The sequence below is a fragment of the Nocardia sp. NPDC005366 genome (assembly GCF_040606855.1).
In the GTDB taxonomy this organism is placed as follows: domain Bacteria; phylum Actinomycetota; class Actinomycetes; order Mycobacteriales; family Mycobacteriaceae; genus Nocardia.
This window is the reverse complement of the sequence record NZ_JBEXFQ010000045.1, coordinates 20,641-43,642: the sequence shown is the minus strand read 5'-3', so window position 1 is coordinate 43,642 and position 23,002 is coordinate 20,641. Positions and strand designations below refer to the sequence as shown.

Below are 23,002 nucleotides of genomic sequence, written 5' to 3'. Positions count from 1 at the left end.
CTGTCTCGAAGTGAGTGATGGGGGGCACCGCGTAGCGGTGCCCCCCATCACTGTGTTCAGCGGAAGTTGGCATTGGACAAGGTCGATCCTGTCTTCCACCCGGGGCCGCAACACCGTCGAGCGGGGCAGAAACCAGCGCATACAGCATCGAGCGGCGGCTACCGGATTCGAGATACTTCGCGGTGATCGCAACGTCGGTACGGGCCGGTGAGATCTGCTTGCCGGTGTCGATCGACACCCGCACAGCAGGCATCTTCGCGTGTACGGACTGGATTCACGCGAAGCCTTCCATCGTCATTGAGGATACTTCATACTGGCGCGATACCGCTGCAACCCTTGGAGGAAGTATGTCGCTCGACCCGGAGAGCTCTCGCTCCCCGAGCCTGTCGGCGTTCGGCGCGCCGTGGCGCTCACGCCTGAATTTGATTGCCGTAGGCCGTCGGCTGGTGGTAGCCGCGGCGCTCATGGGCGGAGTACTCGTCGCGCCCACCCAGGCGGTGGCAGAGGCGCCGGTGTCCTCGGGCCCGGGGTGCGTCGAGGCGCAGCAGGCCACCTTCGCCGGCGGTGCGAGCGCGCGGTGGCAGGCCTGCAACTCGCCCACCGGCACCATCGGCATCGAAGGCGGCAATGCCGTCAACAGCCGGGGAACGATCTTCATGGGGATGTCGGTCAAGGACTCGGAGGGCCGCGCGGGTCTGATGCGGTCCCGCGACGGGGGCGAGTCTTGGCAGCGGGTGGCGCTGCCACTCCCGTTCCAGGACCTCATCGGTTCCATGCAGGTGGACACTGCGACGGACCGGCTCTTCTTCACCAGCACCGCTCTGGCGACGTCGCAGATAACGAACCAGATCGGCTACAGCGATGACGAAGGAGAAACCTGGCGCGTCACGCAGGTCGGTGGGCATCCGTTCGAGGGGGATCCCTTCATCACGTTCGGTGATGTCCATCAGATCTTCGTGGGCGCGCCTCCGGCGGGTGTTCAGACCTCGGGTTACCCCAACGTGGTCTACTACTGCGCCTTGACCCCGATTCCGAGCTTCGGGCCGTTCACCAAGTGCTGGCGGTCCCTCGACGGTGGTAACAGCTTCCAGCCCACCTCGCCGGGGGCGACCATCGGCGTGTCCGATTGCGACTTCGCCGCCAAGCTGCCGGGGACCCCGAACAGCGACACGCAGATCGGCCCGGACGGGACGGTGACGACGCAAGTTCCGATTGTTCACCCGATGCGGGGAGTCGTCGCCTCGGACGGCACGGTATACCTGCCGATCAACGCGTGCGGTCACTACGTGGTGGGGTCCAGCAAAGACGGGGGTGCGACGTTCACCTGGTCGAAAGTTCCCGACGCGCGCATCGATTTGAACGTGGCGGCTATAACCGACGAGATGGCGAACTACCCGGGCTGCCGCGAGACCCTCGCCTTCGCCGGCTGCCCCGAAATGTTCAAGGGTTACGGTTACGACAACCTGGCTATGGACGACAACGGCACGCTCTACTTCATCCACAACAACCCGCAGTTGCTGGTGTCGGTGTCCAAGGACGGCGGGGTGACCTGGACACAGCCCGAGCCGCTGTCGGCGCCGGGGGTCAGCAGGGCGGTGTTCTCCTCCATCGTCGCGCGCGGAGACGGCGAGCTCGGACTGGCCTACCTCGGTAATAGCGAGGGCAGCAACGCCTGGCACGGCTACATGGCCGTGGTCAAGAACGCCGACGACCCGAGCCGCCGCACCATCGCCACGGCACTGGTCGGCAACCCGGACAATCCGCTGAACCCCTACCGGTGTTGCGGCTCGGCAGCGGGGCAGAACTTGGACGGGTCGAGCACTTTCTACAACCTGATCGAGTACAACGCGGTCAGCTACGCACCGGATGGCAGCCTGTGGGCCAGCTTCTTCCGCGACACCACCCGCGACCCCAACAACCTTACGTCCGCCCTATACGAGATCACCGCCGGCCACATGTTCCCGGCCGCGGGCTGAACGACCAACACGACGTCGCCGGTCAGGTAGCAAGCGCGCACAGCGCTCACGCTGCATGGCCGACGACGTCGGCCGTGGAGATGGCTGAACCGCCACTGGATGTCCGGAGAATCCACTGATCGGAGGATGAAGCCATGGCCGCGTACCCGCTCGAGCTTCGTGCGGGTACGGTGAGGATGGCGGTCGAGTTGTTCGGGAACGGCGAGCACGGCACGGGGTTCGAGGCGATTCGAATGGTCGCGCCCCAGCCGAGGTTCGGCTCGGCAGACGGTGGACAAGTGAGCGCGTCAGGCTGATGTCGACGGAGCACCAGGCCCGGCCGCCCATTCCGATACCGGCTACCGTGCGGGACGGCGTGTCGTACTCCGGTCGGCGCGCCGAGACCTGGCGGCATATTTTCAGAGGGTTGAGATGACTCTTCCAGACCATGCCAACTCCCACCTGTCTCCCGATGGCGAGGCAGCATCGTTCAGTTTGCTGCCCGATCCTGAATTTCCCGGATGGCACCGGTGGCAATTGAGCGATCCCACGCGCTACAACGACGCCGTGCTGGGTCGCACTCTGGTGCGTCCTGAGGGGCCGGAGACGGCACGATGCCGCATTTTCCCGGGTCGACACCTGACGAACTTGTCCGACCAGGTCCATGGCTCGGCCATCCTCGGTTATATCGACATCGCCTTCTTCGCGGGTCTGCATGTCATCAGTGGAACTGATGTCGCCAAAGGCATGACGGTGGAAGTCAGCACGCAGTTCATGGCCCCGGCTACGCAGGATAAGCCGCTCGATGCCATTGTCGAAAGGCTGCGCGAAACCAAGAGAATGTTCTTCATGCGTGGCTTGATAGTTCAGGATGAAGTCAGGATTGCGGCCTTTTCGGGGATACTTCGCAAGCCGCCAGCCGCCTGATACGGGTGTTGACCTGCAACTTGTACAGATATTCCTTAGTCATCGCCTGTACCGTTACGATCGGATGATTCACATGAACAAGATCAAATATGGCGTGGCGTTCGTGACCGGCGGTGCCAGTGGCATCGGTCAGGCGCTGTGTCAGGAAATCGTTCGCCGAGGCGGCAAGGTTGCCGTCGCCGATATCGAACAGGACAAGGCCGAAAGCCTTGCGAAAGAACTACGTGCCGTTGGCGGCGAAGCCATCGCCGTCCACTGCGACGTCACCAGCCGCGAATCCGTGGAAGCCGCGTACTCCTCGACCGTGCAAACGTTCGGGAAGGTCAACCTCGTCTGCGCCAACGCCGGCGTGATCGTGCCCGGGCCGGTCGCCAAGACGCGCGAGAGCGACATGCTCTGGATGTACGAGGTCAACGTCTTCGGCACATTACGCACCATTCAGACCTTCTTGCCCGCGCTGGATGAGGCGCATGGCCGGGGCGAGTTCGCGCATCTGTTGCTCACCGGCTCCGAAAACTCGCTCGGCGTGCCGATCGTTGGACCGTGCAGCGTCTATACCTCGACAAAACATGCCTTACTCGGCCTGGCTGACACCCTCCGTCGTGACCTGCTCGCGAGCGAGTCCGGCGTCGGTGTCACGCTTGTCTGCCCCGCCGTTGTCAACACGCAGATCTGGAACGCAACGCGCAACCGGCCCAATTCGCTGGGTGGACCTAGACAGATCAACTCCGCGGCGAGCGAGATGTTCTCGCAATCGAACACACCCGAGAGTGTGGCGATCATCGGGCTCGATGGGTGCGACGCGGCCGAGTTTCTCGTCATCCCGCACCCGGAAGTCGAGTCCTTCACCCGTCGGCGGGCAGATGACCTCAATCGCGCGATGGACGCCTGCCTGGATCGCGTATCGTCGCTCGATCACTCCGACACAGCTGTCACTTCGGCACGCCACGGTGGCGTGAATCAGGAAGTCCATCCGCAGTGAAAATAAACGCAGCTATTTCCTACGCGCCGCGTGAGCCGCTCCGGATCGAAGAGGTCGAATTAAGCGAAGACCTGCGCGCACACGAGATCCTCGTCAGGAATGTCGCCGCTGGTATCTGCCATTCGGACTTGAGCTTGCGCGACGCACCGCCGGAGATCCGATTCATGCCGAAACCGGCCATCTTCGGTCATGAGGGGTCTGGGATCGTAGAGCGCGTCGGCAGTGGGGTCACGGCCCTGGAGCCCGGCGACCATGTCGTGATGTCCTACGTGTATGACGGCACCTGTCATCAGTGCGAGCAGGGATTGCACGCCTACTGTGATAATTTCTTCGCTTACAACCTGCGTGGCACGCGGCTGGATGGGTCACCGGCAGTGACTTCGCCGAACCATGAGCGGATCACGGGAAGTTATCACCAGCAGTCATCTTTCGCTACTTTTTCGATAGCTACCGACATCAATGCGATAAAAGTGCCGAAGGAGCTGCCACTGGAATATCTCGGTCCGATCGGTTGCGGATTTCTGACCGGCGCGGGCGCGATCCGCAATCGAATGAAACCCCGACCGGGATCGAGCTTCGTCGCCTTCGGTATCGGCGCGGTCGGTTTCGGCGCGATCCACATGGCCCGCAAGATGGGTTGCGAAACGATCATTGCAGTGGACCTGCATCAATCCCGTCTCGATCTCGCGCGTACGTTCGGTGCGACGCACCTGATCAACGCGAGCGAGGTGCCCGACACCCGGGCCGCCATCTACGCAATCCAAAAAGGCGGCGTAGACTACGCTTTCGAAGCGACGGGCAATGCGGCGGTAATGGGCACCGCCATCGACTCCCTCCGGCACGGCGGGACCTGTCTCCTCGCGGGTGTGGTCTTCGATTCCGCGCGGAAAACGGAATTCACTCCGGCCTGGTTCATGACCGATAAGACCGTCACAGGCATCATGATGGGCCATGCCGACATGCCAGGCACGATAGAGGAACTGGTGGAAGATGTACGTTCAGGCACCTTCCCGGTCGAAAAGCTCGTGACGATCTACGATTTCGCTGACATCAACCGGGCCATCGAGGACGCGGAGAGCGGAGTGGCGATCAAGGCAATCGTTCGGATGCCTTAGAACCCCTATCGGGTTCGGTTGCTGAGTCGTCGCCAGCAGATCAGAGCGGCGGCCAGGTCGAGGAATCCTTGATGGATGTCGGTGCGGCGTTCCCAACGGATGGCCAATCGTCGGTATTGGTATAGCAAGGCCAGTGTTTGCTCGACGATCCAGCGGCCGGCGGTCACCTTGTCGCGGGTGCCGCGGCGGGGGATGTGGCCAGTGATCCGACGTTGTTCGAGTTCGTCGTAGACCCGCGGATAGTCGTAGCCCTTGTCCGCGATCGGGTCGTGATCTTCTCGCGTGGTTTGCCGGGGCCTAATGTCAATGGTCGTAGGCGGTTATTGATCGGTTGGCCGGGGCGTTGTGAAGTCGCCTCAGGTGGACGGGCGGGAGTATTCCTGCATACGCGCCGGTCGTCCACCCAGGGCCTCGGCGTTATCGGCTACCGGTCCACCGAGCTGGGGAAACTGGTTGCATGACACGCGGTTTCAAATGCTGGGCGGGCGCGAGTGACTCGAGGAAGATGAAGGTTCTCTACGCCTGACATCACCCTCGGAGACCCGTGCCCGCCGTACAAGTATGCCGTGGCGCTCCCACCACGATCGAGCTGGACAACGTTCCGCTCGAACAGGATCCGACTCGCACTGCCGATAGTTTGCTAGATGTCCTTCGGCGAGTCGTCGATCCCCGCGACGCCCGTGGCCGACGCTACGACCTGACCTCGATCCTGCTGCTCGCTCTGGCCGCCACCCTCGCCGGCGCCCGCTCGTTCACCGCGATCGGCGAGTGGGCCGACGATGTGTCCACCACCGTGTTGACGCGGTTCGGATTCACTCGCCGTGCGCCGAGCGAGTCCGCGATCCGGCGCGTGTTGCAGCGCGTGGACGCCGACCAGCTCGACCAGGTCATCGGGGCGTGGATGTGGTTGCGGGTCAGCATGTCGGCGGCGCGAAAGTCATCTCCTTCGATGGCAAAGCGCTGCGCGGTGCCCGTGACGCCGCCGGGCATCTCACCTATCTGTTGTCGGGGATCTGCCAGGCCACCGGTGTGGCCCTCGCGCAGGTCGCGGTGGCGGACAAGACCAGCGAGGTCCCGATGCTGCGGAAACTGTTGTCCACGTTGGACATCGCCGGATGTGTCGTCACCGCCGACGCCGCTCACACTTGCCGTGAGACCGCGCGGTCGATCGTATCCGCAGGCGCTCACTACATCCTCTGCGTGAAGGGAACCAGCCCAACCTGCGTGAACAGTTGAAACAATTGCCGGGGACGATGTCCCGGTCCTCGACAAGACCACCGGCAAGCCCGCCCATGGCCGGCGTGAGACCCGGACGTTGAAAGCGACCGGGATCGCATCGGGGATCGGATTCCCTGGTGCGGCACAGGTTCTGCGGATCCACCGCACTCGGACCGTGGTGTCGAAGCGCCGCAAGACGCGTATGCAGACCCGAGAGACGGTGTTCGTGGTGACGACCCTGACCGTCGGTGACGCCGCTCATCATGTGATCGCCGATTATTTGCGGCAGCACTGGCTGATCGAGAACCGAGTGCATCACATCCGGGACGTCACCTTCGACGAGGACCGGCACCGGGCCCGCACCGGTGCCGCTGGCCACGTCATGGCGATCCTGCGGAACACGACGATGTCACTGCTGCGGGCTCGCTGGCCACCGCCACATCGCACCGGCGTTGCGGCACCACGGCCGGGACTACAACAGGCCGGTGGAATTACTGCTGGCCTGCTGAAACCCGACTACGCCGAGGCCCTGGTCGTCCACCCTCTCGGCGCGCGATGTCCCCGCCGACCGGGCATTGCAACAACAACCGTCACCACCCGGCCGAAACTATCAGGATCCTCATGCCAAATTTTTGGTGACCAGGACGTGTTCCAGAAGGTGAATGAGAACCTGTTTTGCGGAGTCGCGCACTCGAATGTCGCAGAGCACGACCGGCACGGTCTGCGGTAGATCCAGTGCGTTCCTTATTTCGTCCTCGTAGTAGATATCCGCACCGTCGAAGCAGTTCACCGCGAGAATGAAGGGGATACCACGAGATTCGAAGAAGTCCACGGGACCGAAACAAGCTTCCAGGCGCCGTGTGTCAGCCAATACGACCGCACCAAGGGCTCCGGACGACAGTTCGTCCCACATGAACCAAAATCGGTCCTGTCCAGGTGTACCGAATAAATACATGACCAGGTCGCTACCAATGGTCAATCGGCCGAAATCCAGGGCGACGGTAGTGGTTGTTTTGCCTTCAACTCCGGTGAGGTCGTCGACACCCATGCTGCGCTCCGTGAGTTGTTCTTCGGTCCGCAGGGGCGTGATTTCGCTGAGTGTAGAGACCATGGTTGTCTTTCCTACGCCGAAGCCACCAGCGATCAGAAGTTTGACCACTCGCACGGTTTGGAGGCTATCCGAACCGAAGGGATCAGATCTTGCGAACACCATCGAGAACCGCCTGGATTAAGAGTGTATCGGGCTGCATTTCGGTCGGCATAGGCGACCGGAAAATCACGTAGCCAGCGGTGATCAAATCGCTGACTAGAACTTTCACCGCCGCAACGAGAAGGTTCAGGTGTGCGGAGATCTCGACGATCGATAGCGGACGCTCGTTACACATCCGGATTATTGCTCCGTATTCCCGGTCGAGAGTCGTGATCTCGCTCGGTGATCCGACCGAGACGACGAGCGTCAACATGTCGAGATTATAAAGATCGGTCCCGGCACGCCCGCGCGTGACCGCAAAGGGACGAACGAGTGGGCCGGGGTCCTCGTCCGAGGGGATTTGTCCGGATCCATAGCCTCGGCTGCTCATTGTCGGTACATTCTCATTTGAGAGTCGATGGCTGTCCTGGGACTGGCCGAGAGCTGTTCGCGTACCTGACCGACAATGACATTCATTTGATAGGCGATGAGCCCGAGGTCGGCATTGGTATCTGCCAACAGTGCCAGGCATGCGCCTTGTCCGGCGTCGGTCACTACGAAGAAGCCGTGCTCGAGTTCCGTGACGGTCTGCAGCAATGAACCTTTGCTGAATCTGGTGCCGAGGCCTCGGCCGAGACTGTGTAGGGCCGACGCCATCGCGGCGAGATGTTCTGCGCTTTCTCGGTCGAGTCCCCCGGATGCGGCGAGTGAAAGGCCGTCGGTGGAAAGGACTACAGCGTGTTCTGCACCAGGTATCCGATCGATGAGGCCGTTCAGCAGCCAGTCCAGTTCGGGGCGGACAGGCTGAGCAGAAATATTGTCGTTCACTGCGTTTAACGTCCGTTCACTGGGTATCGGGGGCGGAGGCACGTCCTTGGCGTGTTCCGCTCTGGAAAGAGGCCATAGAACCGCGCGCGACCTCTGCGCTGCGTCGCCTGGCGAGAGGCTCCGGCTGCGCTCTGGGATCGAATTGGGTGCGGCCCAGTTCAGGCGCCATGTGGCTCTGCCGTTCACGGCGGGGCAGAGGTGCGCGACCTCGGGTGACCTGAGGAGTGGATCCCGCGGAGGGCAGTAGGGGCCGATCCGCGGGCACGCCGTTATCGATGCGCATTCGCTTGCGTCCGTTAGTGTGATCGGTCGTTGTCGCCGGTTGCTGGAATGAGCCGGTCTGCTTCGACAGCTCTGCCTGCGGGATCGGGGAGATAGTTCTCGTATGAGGGCGGATCCGTTCCGAAATGTTCACCGCGACTTCGGGATCAGCGGTGACGAGGGGTGTTTGCAGGATCTCGGTCGGCAGCAACACGATCGACTTGATGCCACCGTAGGCGGATTCTTGGAGGTTCACCGTGATCGAATGTCGTTGTGCCAGTCTGCTGACAACAAACAGGCCCAGATGGCGGCGCCCTTTTAGTGCCATCTCGTGGAAGTCCGGAGAATTGCTCAGTGTTTCGTTCAATCGTTCGCGTTCTTCGAAGCGGATCCCCAAGCCTTGATCCTCGACTTCGACCACGACCCCACGTCCGACAGCGTTCCCGTGGATGGATACCGATGCCGTCGGGGGTGAGAAGTTCGCTGCGTTGTCGATGAGTTCGGCTAGCAGGTGGATGAGATCGGTGACGACGCTGCCCGTGACGAGTACATCAGCAACGCGCACTGTCCCAACCCTGGCCAGAGCCTCTGTTTCCGACACCGCGGCGCGTACAATGTCTTCCAGTGGCACCGGTTGCCGCCACCGTCTTCCGGGCTGGCCGCCCCCGAGAATCAACAGATTCTCGGCGTTGCGTCGGGCGCGTGTCGTCAGGTGGTCGAGATCGAAAAGTAGTTGGAGATGTTCGGGGTCGTTCTGCTTGGACTCGGCGAGGTCGAGTATCTCCAGCTGCTGGCGGACCACCGACTGATTGCGGTATGCGATATCGAGGAACACCGCAGCGAAACCCGATCGGGTCCGCGTCTGGTCGACCGCGACCGTGACCGCGGTGCGCTGAGCGATCGCGAACGCTCTTGCTACCTGGTCGATCTCGTCGCCTCCAGCTGGGGCGACGGAGATCTGGGCGTCGAGGTCGATTGCCTCGCCGGCCTGGATCCGGGCGATCAGCGACGGCAGGGTGTCTTGGGCGAGTTCGAGACTCCGGGATTGCAGCATCCGCAACCGGGTCGCGAGCCTTCGTGCCAGCACTACCGTGAGTGCAGACGTCGCGATGGTGAGAAGCAGAACTCCGACGCCCACCCAGATCGACCGGTCGGCCGACGTGCTGGCCGCGTCCTCCGCCGTTCGGGCCGCAACAACCACCTGGGTATGGAACATGTCGAGAAGTTGGGCGTTGACGACCTCTTCGTTAGCCAGCCACTCGCCGTAGGGAACCGCGAGCCATCCCTGCTCGAGAAGTTGGTTCTCTCCGGTGGTCGCCATAAGCCACTCCGGGCTACGTTGCAACCGGTCAAGAGCATCCCGGGTGGGCCCCGCGAACTGTGCCGACTCCGTATTCAGCTGTTGGCGGGCATCGGTGTACAGCGCCGCAACGATGCGTGCTCGCGCCGGATCGACCGTGCTCTCGGTGAACTGACTAGTGGTCAGTCCAACTGCTTGGGAGTGCATATCGGCGATCCGCAGCATCATCGCTGAGCTGAGCTCTTCGATGACCGCCCGGTTGTTCGGTGCATACGCCCCGGCGGTCTCGACTACATTGTCCGCCAATGCACCGATCAGTTGAGAGTAGAAGGCATTTACGTCGGAAACCGGGATTTCCCCGCGATCGACCGATGCTCGGATCGTTGGAATCTGCGGCGCGAGTCGGCCGAATTGCGCAAGCGATTGCGCGTTTTTCAACTCATCGAACTGGTGCCCCGCTGCCACACTGACTTGGCCTATCGCGGCCAATTGGGCGTCGGTCTGCGCGCGCTGGTCGGGAAGGGGGGCGGCTGTATTCGCCCCCCCCGCGAGCATCCGGACGCTGGTTGTGCGTTCCCTTTGAACGGCAGCCACGAACTGGAGCGCCGGTTCGATAGATGCGCTTCGCAAGTCGGACCAGCGAGCGATCGCGCGGGCGTCGTTGACGAGGATTGTGACGGCAACCGAGGCGGTGAGCAGGAGCACCGCACTCGGGATCAGTGCGATCGCAAGGATCCGGGTTCGGATGGTGGGACTTGCACGGCGGCCGATCCGTAGGTGGCGTAGGCGACCCCCCCTGCCGGAGCCCTGGTCACGCGACTCCTGGGCGCGTTGGGAAGGGGGAGCAACTAGCTGCGGAGTCAATAGGTTTCCTCATCGATTCGGCTAGTGCGGACGACAGCCACTCGTTGGGCCGTCCGCTCATCGCTAAGTTATATAACCAGGGTAGATGTTGCGCAACGCGATTGAGGCATTTGCCTGCCTATTGCTGCAATCTTGCAGCTAGATCGATTCAGTTGGTACATGAAACGGAACTAAGTTAGATAACACGTCCTCGGCTCTTTCCGGGTTCTCCCTGGAACCGCCTCCGTGTCGTGACGGTCCGACGCCGAAGGACTCGCGGACGAGATCGGCGGGCTCTCGGCAGACGAGCCGCGGTGCTATGGCGTTCGCCGGGCAGGTTTCTACACTTGTCACCTGAACCGCTTGGGAAATATGGGATTGCGCGGAGCCGGACAAGTCGCGCGCTAGGTGCGGCAGGCGGCAACAGGGGAAGTCGGCAGCAGAAGTGCTGGGCGGCGCCCGTCCCTGACCTGGCAGATCCAGGCGCCGGACCGGATAGCACCGACTCTGTCGACGCACATCGGCACCCCCCGAGCAGACCGCGATCGATGGCAACGGCAGGATCTTCGCGCTGTTGTCCATGGTCGCGTTGATGGTGATGCTGGTCGTGCCGTTGGTCGCCCACGTGGTTCGCGTTAGGACCGTCATACTGATCGTCACCGCCCCGCTGGCATTGATGTGTCACGGATTGCCGGGTGTCTAGGGGAGTGGCGCGGTGGTGGTGGCGCTCGTTCGCGGCGTGTTCGGCGATCCAGGTGGTGCAGTCCCTGACGGTAATAACCGTGATGCGATTGCCCCTGATCCTGGCCGGGTGGCGGTTTGTGCCGAACGCGGACGTGATCGTGGACCTGATCGTGGCGCTCGCGTCGACAAAGATTTTGATCTACAAGACCTTCGGTCTCCTCAAAGGCACAAGCGGCAACACAGCACCAGGCAGGGCTCGTAACGGAGCGGCGACACCCGCCCAGCCACGGCCAACCAGGGGCGCACCGCCACCGGGGACCACCGGACCCGTACGCGCCGATCTGTGGAGGCCTGTTGCTGTTCCCGCACTCACCGTGCTCCCCGTGAAGCTGGCGATACTCGACCCGGACAGCCTGCCGCTCGCCCTGGGCGGCACCGATCGGGATGCCGTCTTCGCTGCGGTGGCTCGCGCGCACGAAACCTTCGGACGTCTCGACGTAGTCGTGAACAACGCCGGACACGGGCTGTTCGGCGCGGCCGGGAAACATCGTGCAGATCCCCATGATCGGCGGGATCGCGGCGTTCCCGAATCTCGGCGGCTACTACGCGTCCGAGTGGGCGCTGTAGGGGCTCAGCGAATCGCTAGGACGATGGCCGAGAACTCCTGCCGGTGAACCGATTCGATTCACCGGCAGGGATTTCCGGCACGATGCCTACGCTCGCGGACGGTGGATCAGGCCCTCTTGCGCGATGGAAGCGATCAGCGTCCCGTCCTGGTTGAATATCCGCCCCTGGGCCAGGCCGCGCAGGTCGCCCACTGCGGGTGCGGACTTCTGGTAGTACAGCCAATCATCGAGCCTGACCTCGTTGTGGAACCACATGACGTGGTCGAGCGACGTCAATGCTCGAGCCGTCGGTGGCTCAGCGGAACTCAGAATCACCGCGATCAAGGTGAAATCGCTGAAGTAGGTCAGCACCGCGGCGGCGCTCACCCGTCCGTCGACGCGGTTGCGCGCGCGGAACCAGATGTCGCCGGTATCCGCTTCGGCGCCTTGACCCATCGTGCGGATATCGAATTCCTGCATCTGGCGGCTCTCGATATTCGGGGCCAGCAAGGACACGTACGGCGGGCACCGTTCCGGCCCGCGCATATCGGGTACCGGTACGCGACCGGTCAAGCGATCGTGATCGCCGGTGAAGGACGCGTCTAGGCACAGGATCGCGCGCCCGTATTGAGTAGCGGTCACTCGCCTCCGGCAGAAGGTGCCACCGTCGTGCAACCGGTCCACTCGGAAGTCCACCGGCACCGAGGGATCACCAGGGCGGAGAAAGTACGCGTGCAGCGAGTGCGGCAAGCCGGTTGACGAGACGGTCCGCTCGGCGGCGACCAGCGCCTGGGCACACACCTCTCCCCCGAACAGCCGACTGCTCCACACATGCTCGACGCGCGTCCGGAACACATCTCGGTCGACCACCTCCAGATCCAAGCGATCGATCAAGGCTGTGGAGTTTTCGGCCTCGGCCGCATCCACCAGTTCGGTCATATTTCCTCTCCTCAGCAGGTGTTGGGCTCGCTCGCCCCATGGACGAATCAGCGGCAACCATCCGGGCGGCACGAGACCTGAACTGTGTTCAGCGCTCTCCGTGCCGAGGGCCAGGGGCCACCACAGGCTCCGGTACCGCCACCGTGCCAAAACCCGCGCCGGGCAACCGCGAACGTCTCGATCGAGCTCGACGCAACCGATCACTAAAGTACACCCTATGAGAAACTGAGCATGGGCGGTCGAACTGTGACAGCGTTCATACCTTGACAGTCGGTGGGACGGGGTTACTACGGAGGCTCAAGCTATACAGACCGAAATGGTCGGTAGTACACGGGCAGCAGCTGCGAAAGTGGAGACGGTCGTCAACGACGATCCCCGCGCCTGCCGAGCGGCGGGCCGAAGCCCTGCTCCTCGGGGCTGCCGCGGGATCCGGCCGTGGAGCGGCGAGCGCGCGAAGCCGCGCGAGTTCTCTACGGAGCAGACGGACCCGCCGGAGTCGACGCCGTCGGACTCTTCGTCATCGCTCGCTTCTCTCCTCTCGGCACCGCCGCGGTGACGCATCCAGCGTGAATCTCGGGTTCACTGCTACGGCCGCGAATCGGATGTCTACCGCCTCCTTCCGGACTTAGAAGTCTGAGTGGCGTCGCTGTCATCTGTCATGTTCACGGCCCGTGCCGGCGGGCCGTCGCGCGGCGTCGGCGGGGAACTCCTCATTAGGTATGATCTATCCGGGCCCACCAGGTCCGAATGGGCGTGACTACGCATGGTCGAACGGCATCTCGTGTACCGAGACGAGCTACCTCGGATTTAGGAGACCCACGGTGACCACCGAGATGCGAGCCACCCCGGGAGCTGGTGGCGGTTGGGCTACGTTGAACAGTCGCGGCCAGCCCCACGAGTCCAAACTCGCCCGGCGCGTCGCCCGTCAACTCGAGGACGACATCGTCCGCGACGGCTGGCGGGTCGGTTCGATCTATGCCTCCGGGACCGAACTACAGGAGCGCTACGACGTCAGCCGCGCGGTCATTCGGGAGGCGATCCGGCTCGTCGAGCACCACGGCGTCGCCAAGATGCTGCGCGGTCCCTATGGCGGATTGATGTTGCGGGCCCCGGATGCCGCACCCTTGACCGCCGCGGTCGTCATCTATCTCGAATATGTCGGCGCCACCGTCGAGGACGTACTCGCGGTCCGATTGTTGCTAGAACCCGTGGCGGCGCGACTGGCTGCACAGCGCTTGGCCGAGGACCAGATCTCGACCCTGCGCAGGGCCATCGTCGAGGAGCGCAGCCAAGGCGACATCGACGCCAGCACCCGAGATCATCTGCACACGATGCTCGGTCGGCTCTCGGGCAACCCGGCACTCGGCATCTTCATCGATGTGCTGTCGCAGTTGACGACCCGCTACGCGAAAGCTCCGCAGGAACCGGGCGAGGACGAAGCCAGGCAGCTGTCGGCAGCATCCGACCATGCCCACGAGCGAATCGTGGAAGCCGTTGTCGCCGGGGACACCTTCGCGGCCGAACGCCGCATCGTCCGGCACCTCACCACAATGCGCACCTGGCTGCTATCGACCCGGCAGGAGCCCATCGCGCGCCGGTCGAGTCCGGTCACCGTCGCGACCGAGATCGAGAACATCGAGGAGAAACGCGCGGAAACCGTTGCGAGGCAACTGATGGCCGAGATCGTTGCCAGCGATGTCGCCCCCGGCGAGATTTACGGTTCGGAGTCGGAGTTGCAGGCGCGCTTCGAGGTGAGTCGCGCGGTCTTCCGGGAAGCGATCCGGTTGCTCGAGTATCATTCGGTCGCCCGCATGCGACGCGGCCAGTTCGGCGGCTTGGTCGTGTCCGAACCCGACCCCGCCGCGTGCGTCGACGCGATGTCCATCTACCTCGAGTACGAGGAGGTACAGGCCGAGCAACTCCGTCAGGTTCGCGAGATCATCGAACTCGGCGCCCTGGACCTGGTGATCGCCCGCAGCGACCACCCTGATCTGGCCTCGGCGCTGCAACTAGCCCACCGGGTGCACCCCGGCGCCGACCGCGACGACATCGCGCCGCTGTCCGCCGATTTCCACCTCACACTGGCGAATCTATCCGGCAATCCGGTCCTGTCGCTGTTGCTGAGAATCTTGCTCGCGGTATGGTCGAGGCATTCCGAACAGTCGGCACGTCGGCGCACCCACGATCACGCCGCCGACAGCGTCAGCCGCGCCCACGGGAGCATCGTGGACGCGGTTGTTGCTGGGGACGCGGCGCTGGCCCGCCGCCGCATGCTCAAACACCTTGCCGCACTCGACCAATGGTGGGAATGATCGGACGACGCCCAGTGTCATCCGAGCCCAGGTAACCATAAGGACCGATCGAGACGTGCCGACGCACAAAGACGTCGCCGCGATGGTGATCGATCTCGGCACACCCTGTGTCGATGTCCGCCCACTGCGGGAGGTCATCGGAGATGCGGTGTTCAACGAGGTGTTCTCCAACGACGTCTTCGTTCCCGACTCGGATGCGGTCGGCGAGGTGAACAACCGGCGAGGCCGCGGTAGCGGGGCTTCTGCCCGGGGTCGGTCGCGACTACCTGTTCGGGCGAGCGCACACCCTCGCCAGCGGCACCTCGGAGATCAACCGCAACGTGATCGCCGAGCGGCTGCTGGGACTGCCTCGCGAACAGCTCGCCCATTGATCAACGATCCGTACCCACCCCACCGGCACTCATCCTCGAGCTCGAGGAAATCGACGCCGACCTCTACATCGGCCGGTCCGACAAGGACGCAGTCCTGTGCACTTACGGTGGCCAAGCGGTCGGGCAAGCTTCGATCGCCGCTGGCCGAACAGTGCCGCCGGAACGCGTCGCTAGCTCTACGACCGCAAAGGCACACTTGTCGCAGGTGACCATACAGGTGGGCCTGCTCCGACTGCGGAATAGCGGTGCACGAGTACCGACCACCACCACCGATCCGAGGACCCCGGGGGTACTGCTCATCGTCGGACGCGGCCCCCTCGCGGGCCGGCCGATCCCAAATGATATACAACTTCGTGATAATAGTTAGACTTGTGGACCGGCCCGGCCCTTTCCCGCAACCGTCGATAGGAGTGCCATGCAGAAGGCGTCCCCCAGCAGCACCATGTCCCTGAGTCCGGAACTGCTCACATGGATCGCGGATGTCACCGACGGGACCGTGGAAGCGGCGCAACGCCGCCCGGGCGGCGGGCGACGCGAGGCATGGTATGTCGACGTCCGCGATTCGGCGGGGCAAATGCGGGACCTCTTCTTGCGATACGACCGCGCGACCCCTGAGGAGAAGGGAGATCCGTTCACCCTTCATCGAGAGGCGTACTTCTACGAAGCGTTCACAGACACCGACGTGCCGGTGCCGAGGGTTCTCGGCGTGCATCCCACGGAACAGGCGATCCTGTCCAGTCGCGTGGGCGGCCATCCCTGGTTCTCGGATCTGCACGACGAACAAGAGCGCGTGGCGGTAGCGAGCGAGTTCATGCGGATTCTCGCGGCGATGCACCGGCTCGATCCCCATCGACTGCACCTGCCCGATCAAGATCCCGAGTCGGCCCTGCCGGCGCTGGTCGATCACGAGCTCGACGTGTGGGAAAAGATCTATCGCGACGCCGACGCCGGAAGCGATCCGGTTATCGAGATCGCGCTGGGATGGTTGCGCCGCAACCGCCCCGAGGCGGCCGGTCCCGTCGTCATCGTCCAAGGTGATACCGGGCCAGGGAACTTTTTGTACGAGAACGGGCGGGTCACCGCCGTACTCGACTTCGAAATGGGCCACCTCGGCGATCCCCACGACGATCTGGCCTGGGTGTCGTTGCGTGCCGTGCAGGAGCCGTTCACCGACCTCGCAGCACGCATCGCGGACTACGCCGCGATGGTCCCCTGGGAGGTCGACGTCGACAGGATCCGCTACTACCGGGTCTTCGCCGAGCTCCGAGTGGTGATCCTGGGGCACCGCAAAGATTCCGATCGCGACCCGCTGGCCGAGGTCGGCAACATGCTGATCTTCAACATGTTGCACCGCCGGCTGCTCATCGAGGCGCTCGCCGAGGTCATGGGGCTATCGATCGAGGAGCCGGCCACGCCACAGCCGGACGAAGGCGAGTTGGACTGGCTCTATCACGCCGCGCTCGAACAGATACGTCAGATCATCGTCCCTCGCAGCGAAGACGCGTTCGTCATTCAGCGCAGCAAGGGGCTGGCCAGGATTCTGAAGTATCTTCGCCAAACCGAGCGTTATCGGTCGGCGGTCCAGACCGCGGATCTCGCCGACCTGACCGAACTCCTGGGACAGCCGCCGCTATCAATCGCCGACGCGGTCGCCGATCTGATGCGTCGTCATGCGGACGGTTCGATTTGCGAGGGCGACGTCGTTACCTTCCTGGGCCGCCAGGTTTTTCGGCAGACAGCGATGCTACGACCGGTTATGGGCATCCTTGGCGATCGCCACTTCGATCCGCTGCCTTGACCGCGCCGTTGCGCAACCGGCCTGCGGCCCGCTTCGCTGCCGCGACCGCGTCGGTCGCGGCTGTCAGCGCCTGATCGAGTTCGGCGGCGATTGTCGCGGACTCGGAGGGGGTTGGCTGCGGGCGAATCGCCGGCGCGACGAATCGCCGAAACCGTAATCGTGCCGCCTCCTCCGACCGTTGCGGATCCTCGGCCGCAAGATATGTCTGTTCGATCAGGAAGTCGATCAATTCGGGCATCGACACGTCCGTTCGAATGAGCCCGGACTGCTGCCCTTCGAGTAGAACCGGCCCGGAAACCGTCGTCGTGACCGCCTGAATATCGGGATGGCGCACCGAGGCGGAGTGCTGGGCCATCATAGCGACGATCACAGGATCCTCGGGTAGCTCCCGAGCGTTGTATGCCATGACGTCCTCCATCTTGGCGAAGACGTCATCCTGTGCCGCCATCCGCTCGCGAGCGCGTTCGATATGGCGTTGCGCGCGCAGCAGTCCGACCTGGACGACCATCTCGCGACTGCCACCCAACTGCCGAAACGCCGTGGCCCGGGACACGCCTGCCCGTGCGGCGACCGCGGCCATCGTGACCGCCGCGGTGTGCTGGGCCCTCATCTCCTCGTCCGCGGCATGGATCAGCCGCTCCCGTGAACTCGCGTCGTCACCATTGCGCCCGTATTCGTCCATGGACGTGCCCCAAACCCTAGTTCTCGCCGGAACCTGCCACGTCGACATGCCGCCTCCACAAAGCCATAGTGTTGAACGTAGTTATAAATGTGAGCGAGGTCTCGACACCTCCTGACGGTGATGCTACTCTCAACACTACAGAGTCTCATGACCTGAGACTTTACCCGGTGCAACGTCTCGTCGTGCAGTCGGACTCGAACCGCGCATCCGCGTCGGCACTTCCTGGAGCCGAGCGGATCTCCCCAGCTTCCGAGGTATAGGGCCTGATGAAACTTTCTATCGACACCACCAAATGCTCCGGTCACGCTCGCTGTTTCGCTGTGGCCCCTGAAGTCTTCGACCTCGATGACGATGGCTTCGCACTCCCGATCGACCGTGAAGTGTCCGAACCGTTGGATGGGGACGTCGCCGCCGGTATCGCAGCGTGTCCCGAACGCGCGATCTCCATCCGCTGAGACTCGGTTACGAACACGCTATGGACGAGCTTCACGTTGGTTTCGTCGGTGCCGGCCAGATCGGCGCACCGATGGTCCAACGACTTCTCGCAGCAGGACGGAAAGTCTCGGTCTGGGTCCGCAGCCCGGCTACCAGATCCAGACTCGGTGGCGCCGGTGCAAATCTTGTCGATTGCGCCGAAGACCTCGCCGACGCCGATGTTCTGGGTAGTTGCCTGTTCGACGACGGCCAGCTACTCGATGTGCTGCCGCCCATCCTGACGAGAATGCGGTCCGGCGCCACCGTGTTCTCCCACACGACAGGTAGCCCGTCGGTTGTGGCCCAACTGGCCGATCTCGCCGGACAACGTGGGATTTCGGTCGTTGATGCAGCCTTCAGCGGCGACGCTGCGATGGTTCGATCGCAGCAGTTGACCGTTCTACTCGGCGGCCCTGAGTCAGCCGTCGGCACCGTCGAGGAGGTCGTGCGGGCCTATGCCTCGACCGTGCTCCGAACGGGCACGCTGGGCACCGCCCTCGTGACCAAATTGCTCAACAACCTCCTTTTCGCGGCACACACCCAATTGGCTCTGAGCGCGCTGACATGCGCCGCATCGCTCGAAATAGAAAAGAACCTCTTCCTCCGCGTCCTGGCATCGAGCAGCGGCGGCAGCGCCGCGGCCCGCTATCTCGCCGCGGCGCAGGTGCCGGCCGAACAGTTCGCACTCAACCTTCCGCGCTACCTTGCCAAAGACGTCGCTTCCGCGGTCTCGGTCGCCGGCGAACTGGGGCTGGATATCACCGCACTGGAATCCGCCGCCCGCCTGGGTCCGATGGACCTGCTTCTCGACGATGACGGCACTGCCTGTTCGCCAACCATGTCCGTACCCCTCGCATCCGAATAGAGAGTCGAATCCATGCCACGTATGCAAGACAGAGTCGTCTTCGTCACCGGCGCTGCCCGCGGCCAGGGCCGCGCACATGCCGTCCGCGTCGCAAAGGAGGGCGCCGACGTCATCGGGGTCGACATCTGCGAAGACATCAAAACCAACGGTTACTCCATGGCAACACCGGAGGACCTGGACGAGACAGCTCGCCAGGTTCGAGACGCGGGCGGCCGGATGCTGTCGGTACGAGCCGATGTGCGCGACCGCCAAGCCGTCATCGACGCGGTACAGCGGGGTGTCGGCGAATTCGGCCGGCTCGACGGTGTTGTCGCACAGGCCGGCATTTGCCCCCTCGGTACCGATGACCCGCACGCCTTCATGGACGCGTTCACCGTCGATTTCGTCGGTGTCGTCAATGCCGTCGAAGCTGCCCTGCCGCATCTGAGCGAAGGCGCTTCGATTGTCGCCACCGGAAGCCTCGCGGCATTGCTGCCGGGCGCCACGGACAATCCAGCGAACGGTGCCGGTGGGCTGGGCTACTCGCTCGCCAAGCGCATGATCGGATCGTTCATCAACGATCTCGCAGTCGTGTTGGGCCCCAAGGGAATTCGTGCCAACGCGGTGCACCCGACCAACTGCAATACCGAGATGCTCAACAGCGACATCATGTACCGGATCTTCCGGCCGGATCTCGACGCGCCGACCCGCGAAGACGCACTCGCGGCGTTCCCCGCCATGACCGGTATGGGCGTGCCCTTCGTCGAACCCGAGGACGTCGCCGACATGGTGCTGTTCCTGCTGTCCGATGAGTCCCGTTACGTCACCGGAATGCAGATGCGCGTCGATGCCGGTGGCTACGTCCGCAGCCGCCCGCAGCAGCCCACCTTCTGAGCGATCCTCTTCGAATCTGGAGTACACAGTGGTACCGAACACCTCCCGCCTCTACATCGACGGCGCATGGGCCGACAGCGACGGCGACACGATGCTCGACGTCGTCAACCCGGCGACAGAACAGATCATCGGCCGCGTACCCCAGGCCACCGTCACCGATGTCCGTCGCGCTGTCGAGGCTGCCCGGCGCGCCTTCGATGAAGGACCATGGCCGACGATGTCGCCGCGCGAACGTGCGCAGGTCCTGATCCGAATGGCCGATGCCCTGGAAAAACGGCGGGCTGAACTCGTCGACCTCAACATCGCCGAATCCGGAAGTACTCGCGCGCTGGCGGAATACCTGCAGGTGGGCATCCCGCTCCAACATCTACGCGATATGGCGGAGCGCATTCTGCCCGCCTTCGAGTTCGAACGTGGCGTCCTGCCGACGGTCGGCCAGGGCATCGGTCAGGGAGTCGTGCTGCGCGAACCGGCCGGCGTGGCGGCGTTGATCTCCGCCTACAATTTTCCCCTTTTCCTGAATGTGATGAAGCTTGCGCCCGCTCTCGCCGCCGGCTGCACCGTGGTGCTGAAACCGGCACCGACGACACCGCTCGAGGCGTTCGTTCTCGGCCAGGCAGCAGAGGAAGCGGGGCTGCCGGCCGGTGTGCTCAACATCGTCACCGGCGATCTGGAGGCAGGCAGGGAACTGACCACCAATCCGATGGTCGATCTGGTCAGTTTCACCGGATCGGACACGGTCGGCCGACTGGTCTACGAACAGGCGGCACCTTCGTTGAAGAAGGTCGTTCTCGAACTCGGCGGCAAGTCGCCGAACATCGTCTGCGATGATGCGGACCTGACCGCCGCCGCGGAATCGGTCATCGCCAACATGGTGACCCACGCCGGCCAGGGCTGCGCCCTGTTCACCCGAACCCTCGTGCACCGCTCGCGCTACGACGAGCTGATCGCGATGGTCACCGGCGGGCTGGCAATGATCCAGGTCGGGGATCCGGCCGAGCCGGACACCACGATGGGACCGCTGATCAGCGAGGCCCAGCGCGACAAGGTCGAGGCCCTGATCGCCGCCGGCGTTCGTGAAGGCGCCCGGATCGCATTCGGCGGCGGCAGGCCCGCCGGCGTGGATCGCGGGTACTTCGTCGAACCGACACTCTTCGTCGACGTCGACAACTCGATGGAAATCGCGCGCAAGGAGTTCTTCGGTCCGGTGGGCGTCGTCATCCCGTTCGATGACGACGAGCAGGCCATACGTCTCGCCAACGACAGCGAATTCGGCCTCGCCGCCAACGTCTTCGCCGCGGATCCGGCCCGCGCCCTGAGCATCGCCAAGCGAATCCGGACCGGCTTGGTGTCTATCAACGGCGGCGGCGGTGGTGTGAGTCCCCACCTGCCATTCGGCGGTTACAAGCAGAGCGGCCTCGGGCGCGAATGGGGTGCCGCCGGTCTCGATGAGTACCTGCAGACCAAGGCCGTCGCCTGGAGCGCCCGCTGACGGGCCTTTCGTTCTCCGACCACACACACTTACCCAGAGGAATTCCAATGACTCAACCCCGCGTCGACGGCGACAAGTCTGCAGTCACCTGCCCAGTCCGCGACTTCAACTACACTGACTACAAGCCGGCCGGAACCTGGTTCGGGATCTACGATAAGTTTGCCGAAGAATCGCCGATCTACCGAAACGAGTTCGGTCCGGGATTCTTTACAGCTGTGACCTACGAGGGAATCCTCGAGATCTTGCAACATCCCGAAACATTTTCCAACAGCGTTGTCACGCCGCTGGATCCGGACCCACAGGTCAAATGGATTCCGGAGATGCTCGACGGAGCAGAACATGCGCAATGGCGCAGGCAACTCGCTCCGCTCTTCGCTCCGAAAACTACCGAAAAGCTCGAGGAGAAGATGCGCCATCGAGCAGGCGAGCTCATCGACGATATACTGGCGAAGAACACGGGAAAATGTGATCTGATTGCGGATTTCGCGCAGCGATTCCCGACCACGATCTTCCTCGAGCTGATGGGTCTTCCGGTCGACGAACTCGACCAGTTCACGGAGTGGGAAGACGCCATCATGCACAGCACCATCGCGGACATGGAGGAGCGCAATCGGGTCGCCGGAGCGACGATGATGGCAGTGATGGGCCGCTTCTCGACCATCATCGCAGAAAGACGTGTAACCCCACAGGACGATATCATCAGCAAGGCACTGGAATTCCGCATCGACGGTGAACCGGTCAGCGACGCGGACCTCCTGTCGTTCTGCCTGTTGATGTTCATGGCCGGGCTCGACACGGTATCGGTCACCTTGGGATGGTCGTTCTATCATCTGGCCAACCATCCCGAGGACCGAGCCGAAATCATCGTAAATCCGGACCTGATCCCGAGCGCCGTCGAGGAATTCCTGCGGGCGTTCGCGATCATCGTCCCCGCCCGCAAGGTGGTCACCGACACTGTCGTGCAGGGATGCCCGATGAAGGCCGGAGACATGATCAACTTCCCGCTGAGCGCCGCGAACCGCGATGAAGCCGCGTTCCACGAAGCGGCGAAGGTCGACATCTATCGCACCGGCAACAATCACGTCGCCTTTGGAGCCGGCCCGCACCGTTGCCTGGGCTCGCATCTGGCCCGGCGCGAATTGCGCATCGCTCTCGAAGAGTGGCACAAGCGTATTCCCAACTACCGAATCACACCTGGCACCGAACTTGTCGAAACGGGCGCTCAAATCGGTCTCACTTCGCTTCCGCTCGAATGGGATCCCGCCTGACCGCCACGTTTCGGGTCTGTC

Annotated in this window: 23 protein-coding genes and 3 pseudogenes; 18 read left to right on the top strand and 8 right to left on the bottom strand. The window is 63.3% G+C overall.

Annotation, left to right across the window (positions count from 1 at the left end; translation table 11 throughout):
• The coding region (locus tag ABZS43_RS32865) for a hypothetical protein (protein ID WP_355039887.1) at positions 1–244 on the bottom strand (244 nt) is incomplete at its 3' end.
• Positions 245–347: 103 nt separating this feature from the next.
• On the opposite strand from ABZS43_RS32865, the gene ABZS43_RS32860 reads away from it, so the two are divergent.
• The 4 genes from ABZS43_RS32860 (at position 348) to ABZS43_RS32845 (ending at position 4,979) form a co-directional block, all read left to right on the top strand.
• Positions 348–1,976, top strand: coding sequence for a sialidase family protein (locus tag ABZS43_RS32860; RefSeq protein ID WP_355039886.1), 1,629 nt, complete (start codon positions 348–350; stop codon positions 1,974–1,976).
• 411 nt (positions 1,977–2,387) lie between these two features.
• A complete protein-coding gene (locus ABZS43_RS32855) occupies positions 2,388–2,882 on the top strand; it encodes a hotdog domain-containing protein (RefSeq protein WP_355039885.1) in 495 nt (164 codons plus the stop codon).
• A gap of 73 nt (positions 2,883–2,955) precedes the next feature.
• Positions 2,956–3,864 (top strand): SDR family NAD(P)-dependent oxidoreductase, encoded by a 909-nt coding sequence (locus ABZS43_RS32850; protein ID WP_355039884.1) that lies wholly within the window; start codon positions 2,956–2,958, stop codon positions 3,862–3,864.
• Positions 3,861–4,979 (top strand): NAD(P)-dependent alcohol dehydrogenase, encoded by a 1,119-nt coding sequence (locus ABZS43_RS32845; protein ID WP_355039883.1) that lies wholly within the window; start codon positions 3,861–3,863, stop codon positions 4,977–4,979. Before ABZS43_RS32850 ends, ABZS43_RS32845 begins: the two co-directional genes overlap by 4 nt.
• 5 nt (positions 4,980–4,984) lie before the next feature.
• Here the strand turns inward: ABZS43_RS32845 and ABZS43_RS32840 are convergent, their stop codons facing one another.
• Positions 4,985–5,242 (bottom strand): transposase, encoded by a 258-nt coding sequence (locus ABZS43_RS32840; RefSeq protein ID WP_355039889.1) that lies wholly within the window; start codon positions 5,240–5,242, stop codon positions 4,985–4,987.
• 281 nt (positions 5,243–5,523) lie between these two features.
• Here ABZS43_RS32840 and ABZS43_RS32835 point away from each other — a divergent pair.
• From ABZS43_RS32835 to ABZS43_RS32825, 3 genes and pseudogenes are all read left to right on the top strand, one after another.
• Positions 5,524–5,823: pseudogene (locus ABZS43_RS32835) on the top strand (transposase family protein); the annotation flags it as partial.
• Between the two features lie 53 nt (positions 5,824–5,876).
• Entirely contained in the window at positions 5,877–6,215 is a 339-nt protein-coding gene (locus ABZS43_RS32830; protein WP_355039882.1) for an ISAs1 family transposase, read from the top strand.
• Positions 6,216–6,399: 184 nt separating this feature from the next.
• A complete protein-coding gene (locus ABZS43_RS32825) occupies positions 6,400–6,927 on the top strand; it encodes a transposase (protein WP_355039888.1) in 528 nt (175 codons plus the stop codon).
• Here ABZS43_RS32825 and ABZS43_RS32820 read toward each other — a convergent pair.
• From ABZS43_RS32820 to ABZS43_RS32805, 4 genes are read right to left on the bottom strand one after another with little or no spacing between them, the layout of a single operon-like run.
• Positions 6,817–7,410 carry an ATP/GTP-binding protein gene (locus ABZS43_RS32820; RefSeq protein WP_355039881.1) on the bottom strand — a complete coding sequence of 198 codons (594 nt, stop codon included), beginning with the start codon at positions 7,408–7,410 and terminating at the stop codon, positions 6,817–6,819. The genes ABZS43_RS32825 and ABZS43_RS32820 overlap by 111 nt on opposite strands.
• Complete coding sequence (locus tag ABZS43_RS32815; protein ID WP_355039880.1) at positions 7,391–7,777, bottom strand: DUF742 domain-containing protein; 387 nt, start codon at positions 7,775–7,777, stop codon at positions 7,391–7,393. Before ABZS43_RS32815 ends, ABZS43_RS32820 begins: the two co-directional genes overlap by 20 nt.
• On the bottom strand, positions 7,774–8,214 hold the full coding sequence (locus tag ABZS43_RS32810) for a roadblock/LC7 domain-containing protein (RefSeq protein ID WP_355039879.1): 441 nt from the start codon (positions 8,212–8,214) through the stop codon (positions 7,774–7,776). Before ABZS43_RS32810 ends, ABZS43_RS32815 begins: the two co-directional genes overlap by 4 nt.
• Positions 8,215–8,230: 16 nt before the next feature.
• Positions 8,231–10,480, bottom strand: coding sequence for a nitrate- and nitrite sensing domain-containing protein (locus ABZS43_RS32805; RefSeq protein ID WP_355039878.1), 2,250 nt, complete (start codon positions 10,478–10,480; stop codon positions 8,231–8,233).
• 712 nt (positions 10,481–11,192) lie between these two features.
• On the opposite strand from ABZS43_RS32805, the gene ABZS43_RS32800 reads away from it, so the two are divergent.
• Together ABZS43_RS32800 and ABZS43_RS32795 are read left to right on the top strand one after the other, a co-directional pair.
• On the top strand, positions 11,193–11,321 hold the full coding sequence (locus tag ABZS43_RS32800) for a hypothetical protein (RefSeq protein WP_355039877.1): 129 nt from the start codon (positions 11,193–11,195) through the stop codon (positions 11,319–11,321).
• A gap of 394 nt (positions 11,322–11,715) precedes the next feature.
• Positions 11,716–11,926, top strand: a pseudogene (locus ABZS43_RS32795) (short-chain dehydrogenase/reductase); the annotation flags it as partial.
• Between the two features lie 89 nt (positions 11,927–12,015).
• On the opposite strand, the gene ABZS43_RS32790 reads toward ABZS43_RS32795, so the two are convergent.
• The gene (locus tag ABZS43_RS32790) at positions 12,016–12,846 is read right to left on the bottom strand and encodes an acyl-CoA thioesterase domain-containing protein (RefSeq protein ID WP_355039876.1); all 831 of its coding nucleotides are present in this window, start codon (positions 12,844–12,846) and stop codon (positions 12,016–12,018) included.
• Positions 12,847–13,281: 435 nt separating this feature from the next.
• On the opposite strand from ABZS43_RS32790, the gene ABZS43_RS32785 reads away from it, so the two are divergent.
• The 4 genes and pseudogenes from ABZS43_RS32785 (at position 13,282) to ABZS43_RS32770 (ending at position 17,327) form a co-directional block, all read left to right on the top strand.
• On the top strand, positions 13,282–13,416 hold the full coding sequence (locus ABZS43_RS32785; protein ID WP_355039875.1) for a hypothetical protein: 135 nt from the start codon (positions 13,282–13,284) through the stop codon (positions 13,414–13,416).
• A 251-nt stretch (positions 13,417–13,667) separates the two neighbouring features.
• Positions 13,668–15,158: an FCD domain-containing protein gene (locus ABZS43_RS32780; protein ID WP_355039874.1), complete on the top strand. Its 1,491-nt coding sequence runs from the start codon at positions 13,668–13,670 to the stop codon at positions 15,156–15,158.
• 82 nt (positions 15,159–15,240) lie between these two features.
• A pseudogene (locus tag ABZS43_RS32775) lies at positions 15,241–15,529 on the top strand (hypothetical protein); the annotation flags it as partial.
• A 496-nt stretch (positions 15,530–16,025) separates the two neighbouring features.
• Complete coding sequence (locus ABZS43_RS32770; protein WP_355039873.1) at positions 16,026–17,327, top strand: phosphotransferase family protein; 1,302 nt, start codon at positions 16,026–16,028, stop codon at positions 17,325–17,327.
• Here the strand turns inward: ABZS43_RS32770 and ABZS43_RS32765 are convergent.
• Positions 17,284–18,009 (bottom strand): TetR family transcriptional regulator, encoded by a 726-nt coding sequence (locus ABZS43_RS32765; protein ID WP_355039872.1) that lies wholly within the window; start codon positions 18,007–18,009, stop codon positions 17,284–17,286. The genes ABZS43_RS32770 and ABZS43_RS32765 overlap by 44 nt on opposite strands.
• 266 nt (positions 18,010–18,275) lie before the next feature.
• On the opposite strand from ABZS43_RS32765, the gene ABZS43_RS32760 reads away from it, so the two are divergent.
• The 5 genes from ABZS43_RS32760 to ABZS43_RS32740 are packed head-to-tail and all read left to right on the top strand — an operon-like array spanning position 18,276 to position 22,981.
• On the top strand, positions 18,276–18,464 hold the full coding sequence (locus ABZS43_RS32760; RefSeq protein ID WP_355039871.1) for a ferredoxin: 189 nt from the start codon (positions 18,276–18,278) through the stop codon (positions 18,462–18,464).
• A gap of 20 nt (positions 18,465–18,484) precedes the next feature.
• On the top strand, positions 18,485–19,348 hold the full coding sequence (locus tag ABZS43_RS32755) for an NAD(P)-binding domain-containing protein (protein WP_355039870.1): 864 nt from the start codon (positions 18,485–18,487) through the stop codon (positions 19,346–19,348).
• A 12-nt stretch (positions 19,349–19,360) separates the two neighbouring features.
• On the top strand, positions 19,361–20,221 hold the full coding sequence (locus ABZS43_RS32750) for a mycofactocin-coupled SDR family oxidoreductase (protein WP_355039869.1): 861 nt from the start codon (positions 19,361–19,363) through the stop codon (positions 20,219–20,221).
• Positions 20,222–20,249: 28 nt separating this feature from the next.
• Positions 20,250–21,713, top strand: coding sequence for an aldehyde dehydrogenase family protein (locus tag ABZS43_RS32745; RefSeq protein WP_355039868.1), 1,464 nt, complete (start codon positions 20,250–20,252; stop codon positions 21,711–21,713).
• A 47-nt stretch (positions 21,714–21,760) separates the two neighbouring features.
• The gene (locus ABZS43_RS32740) at positions 21,761–22,981 is read left to right on the top strand and encodes a cytochrome P450 (RefSeq protein ID WP_355039867.1); all 1,221 of its coding nucleotides are present in this window, start codon (positions 21,761–21,763) and stop codon (positions 22,979–22,981) included.
• Positions 22,982–23,002: the final 21 nt, after the last annotated feature.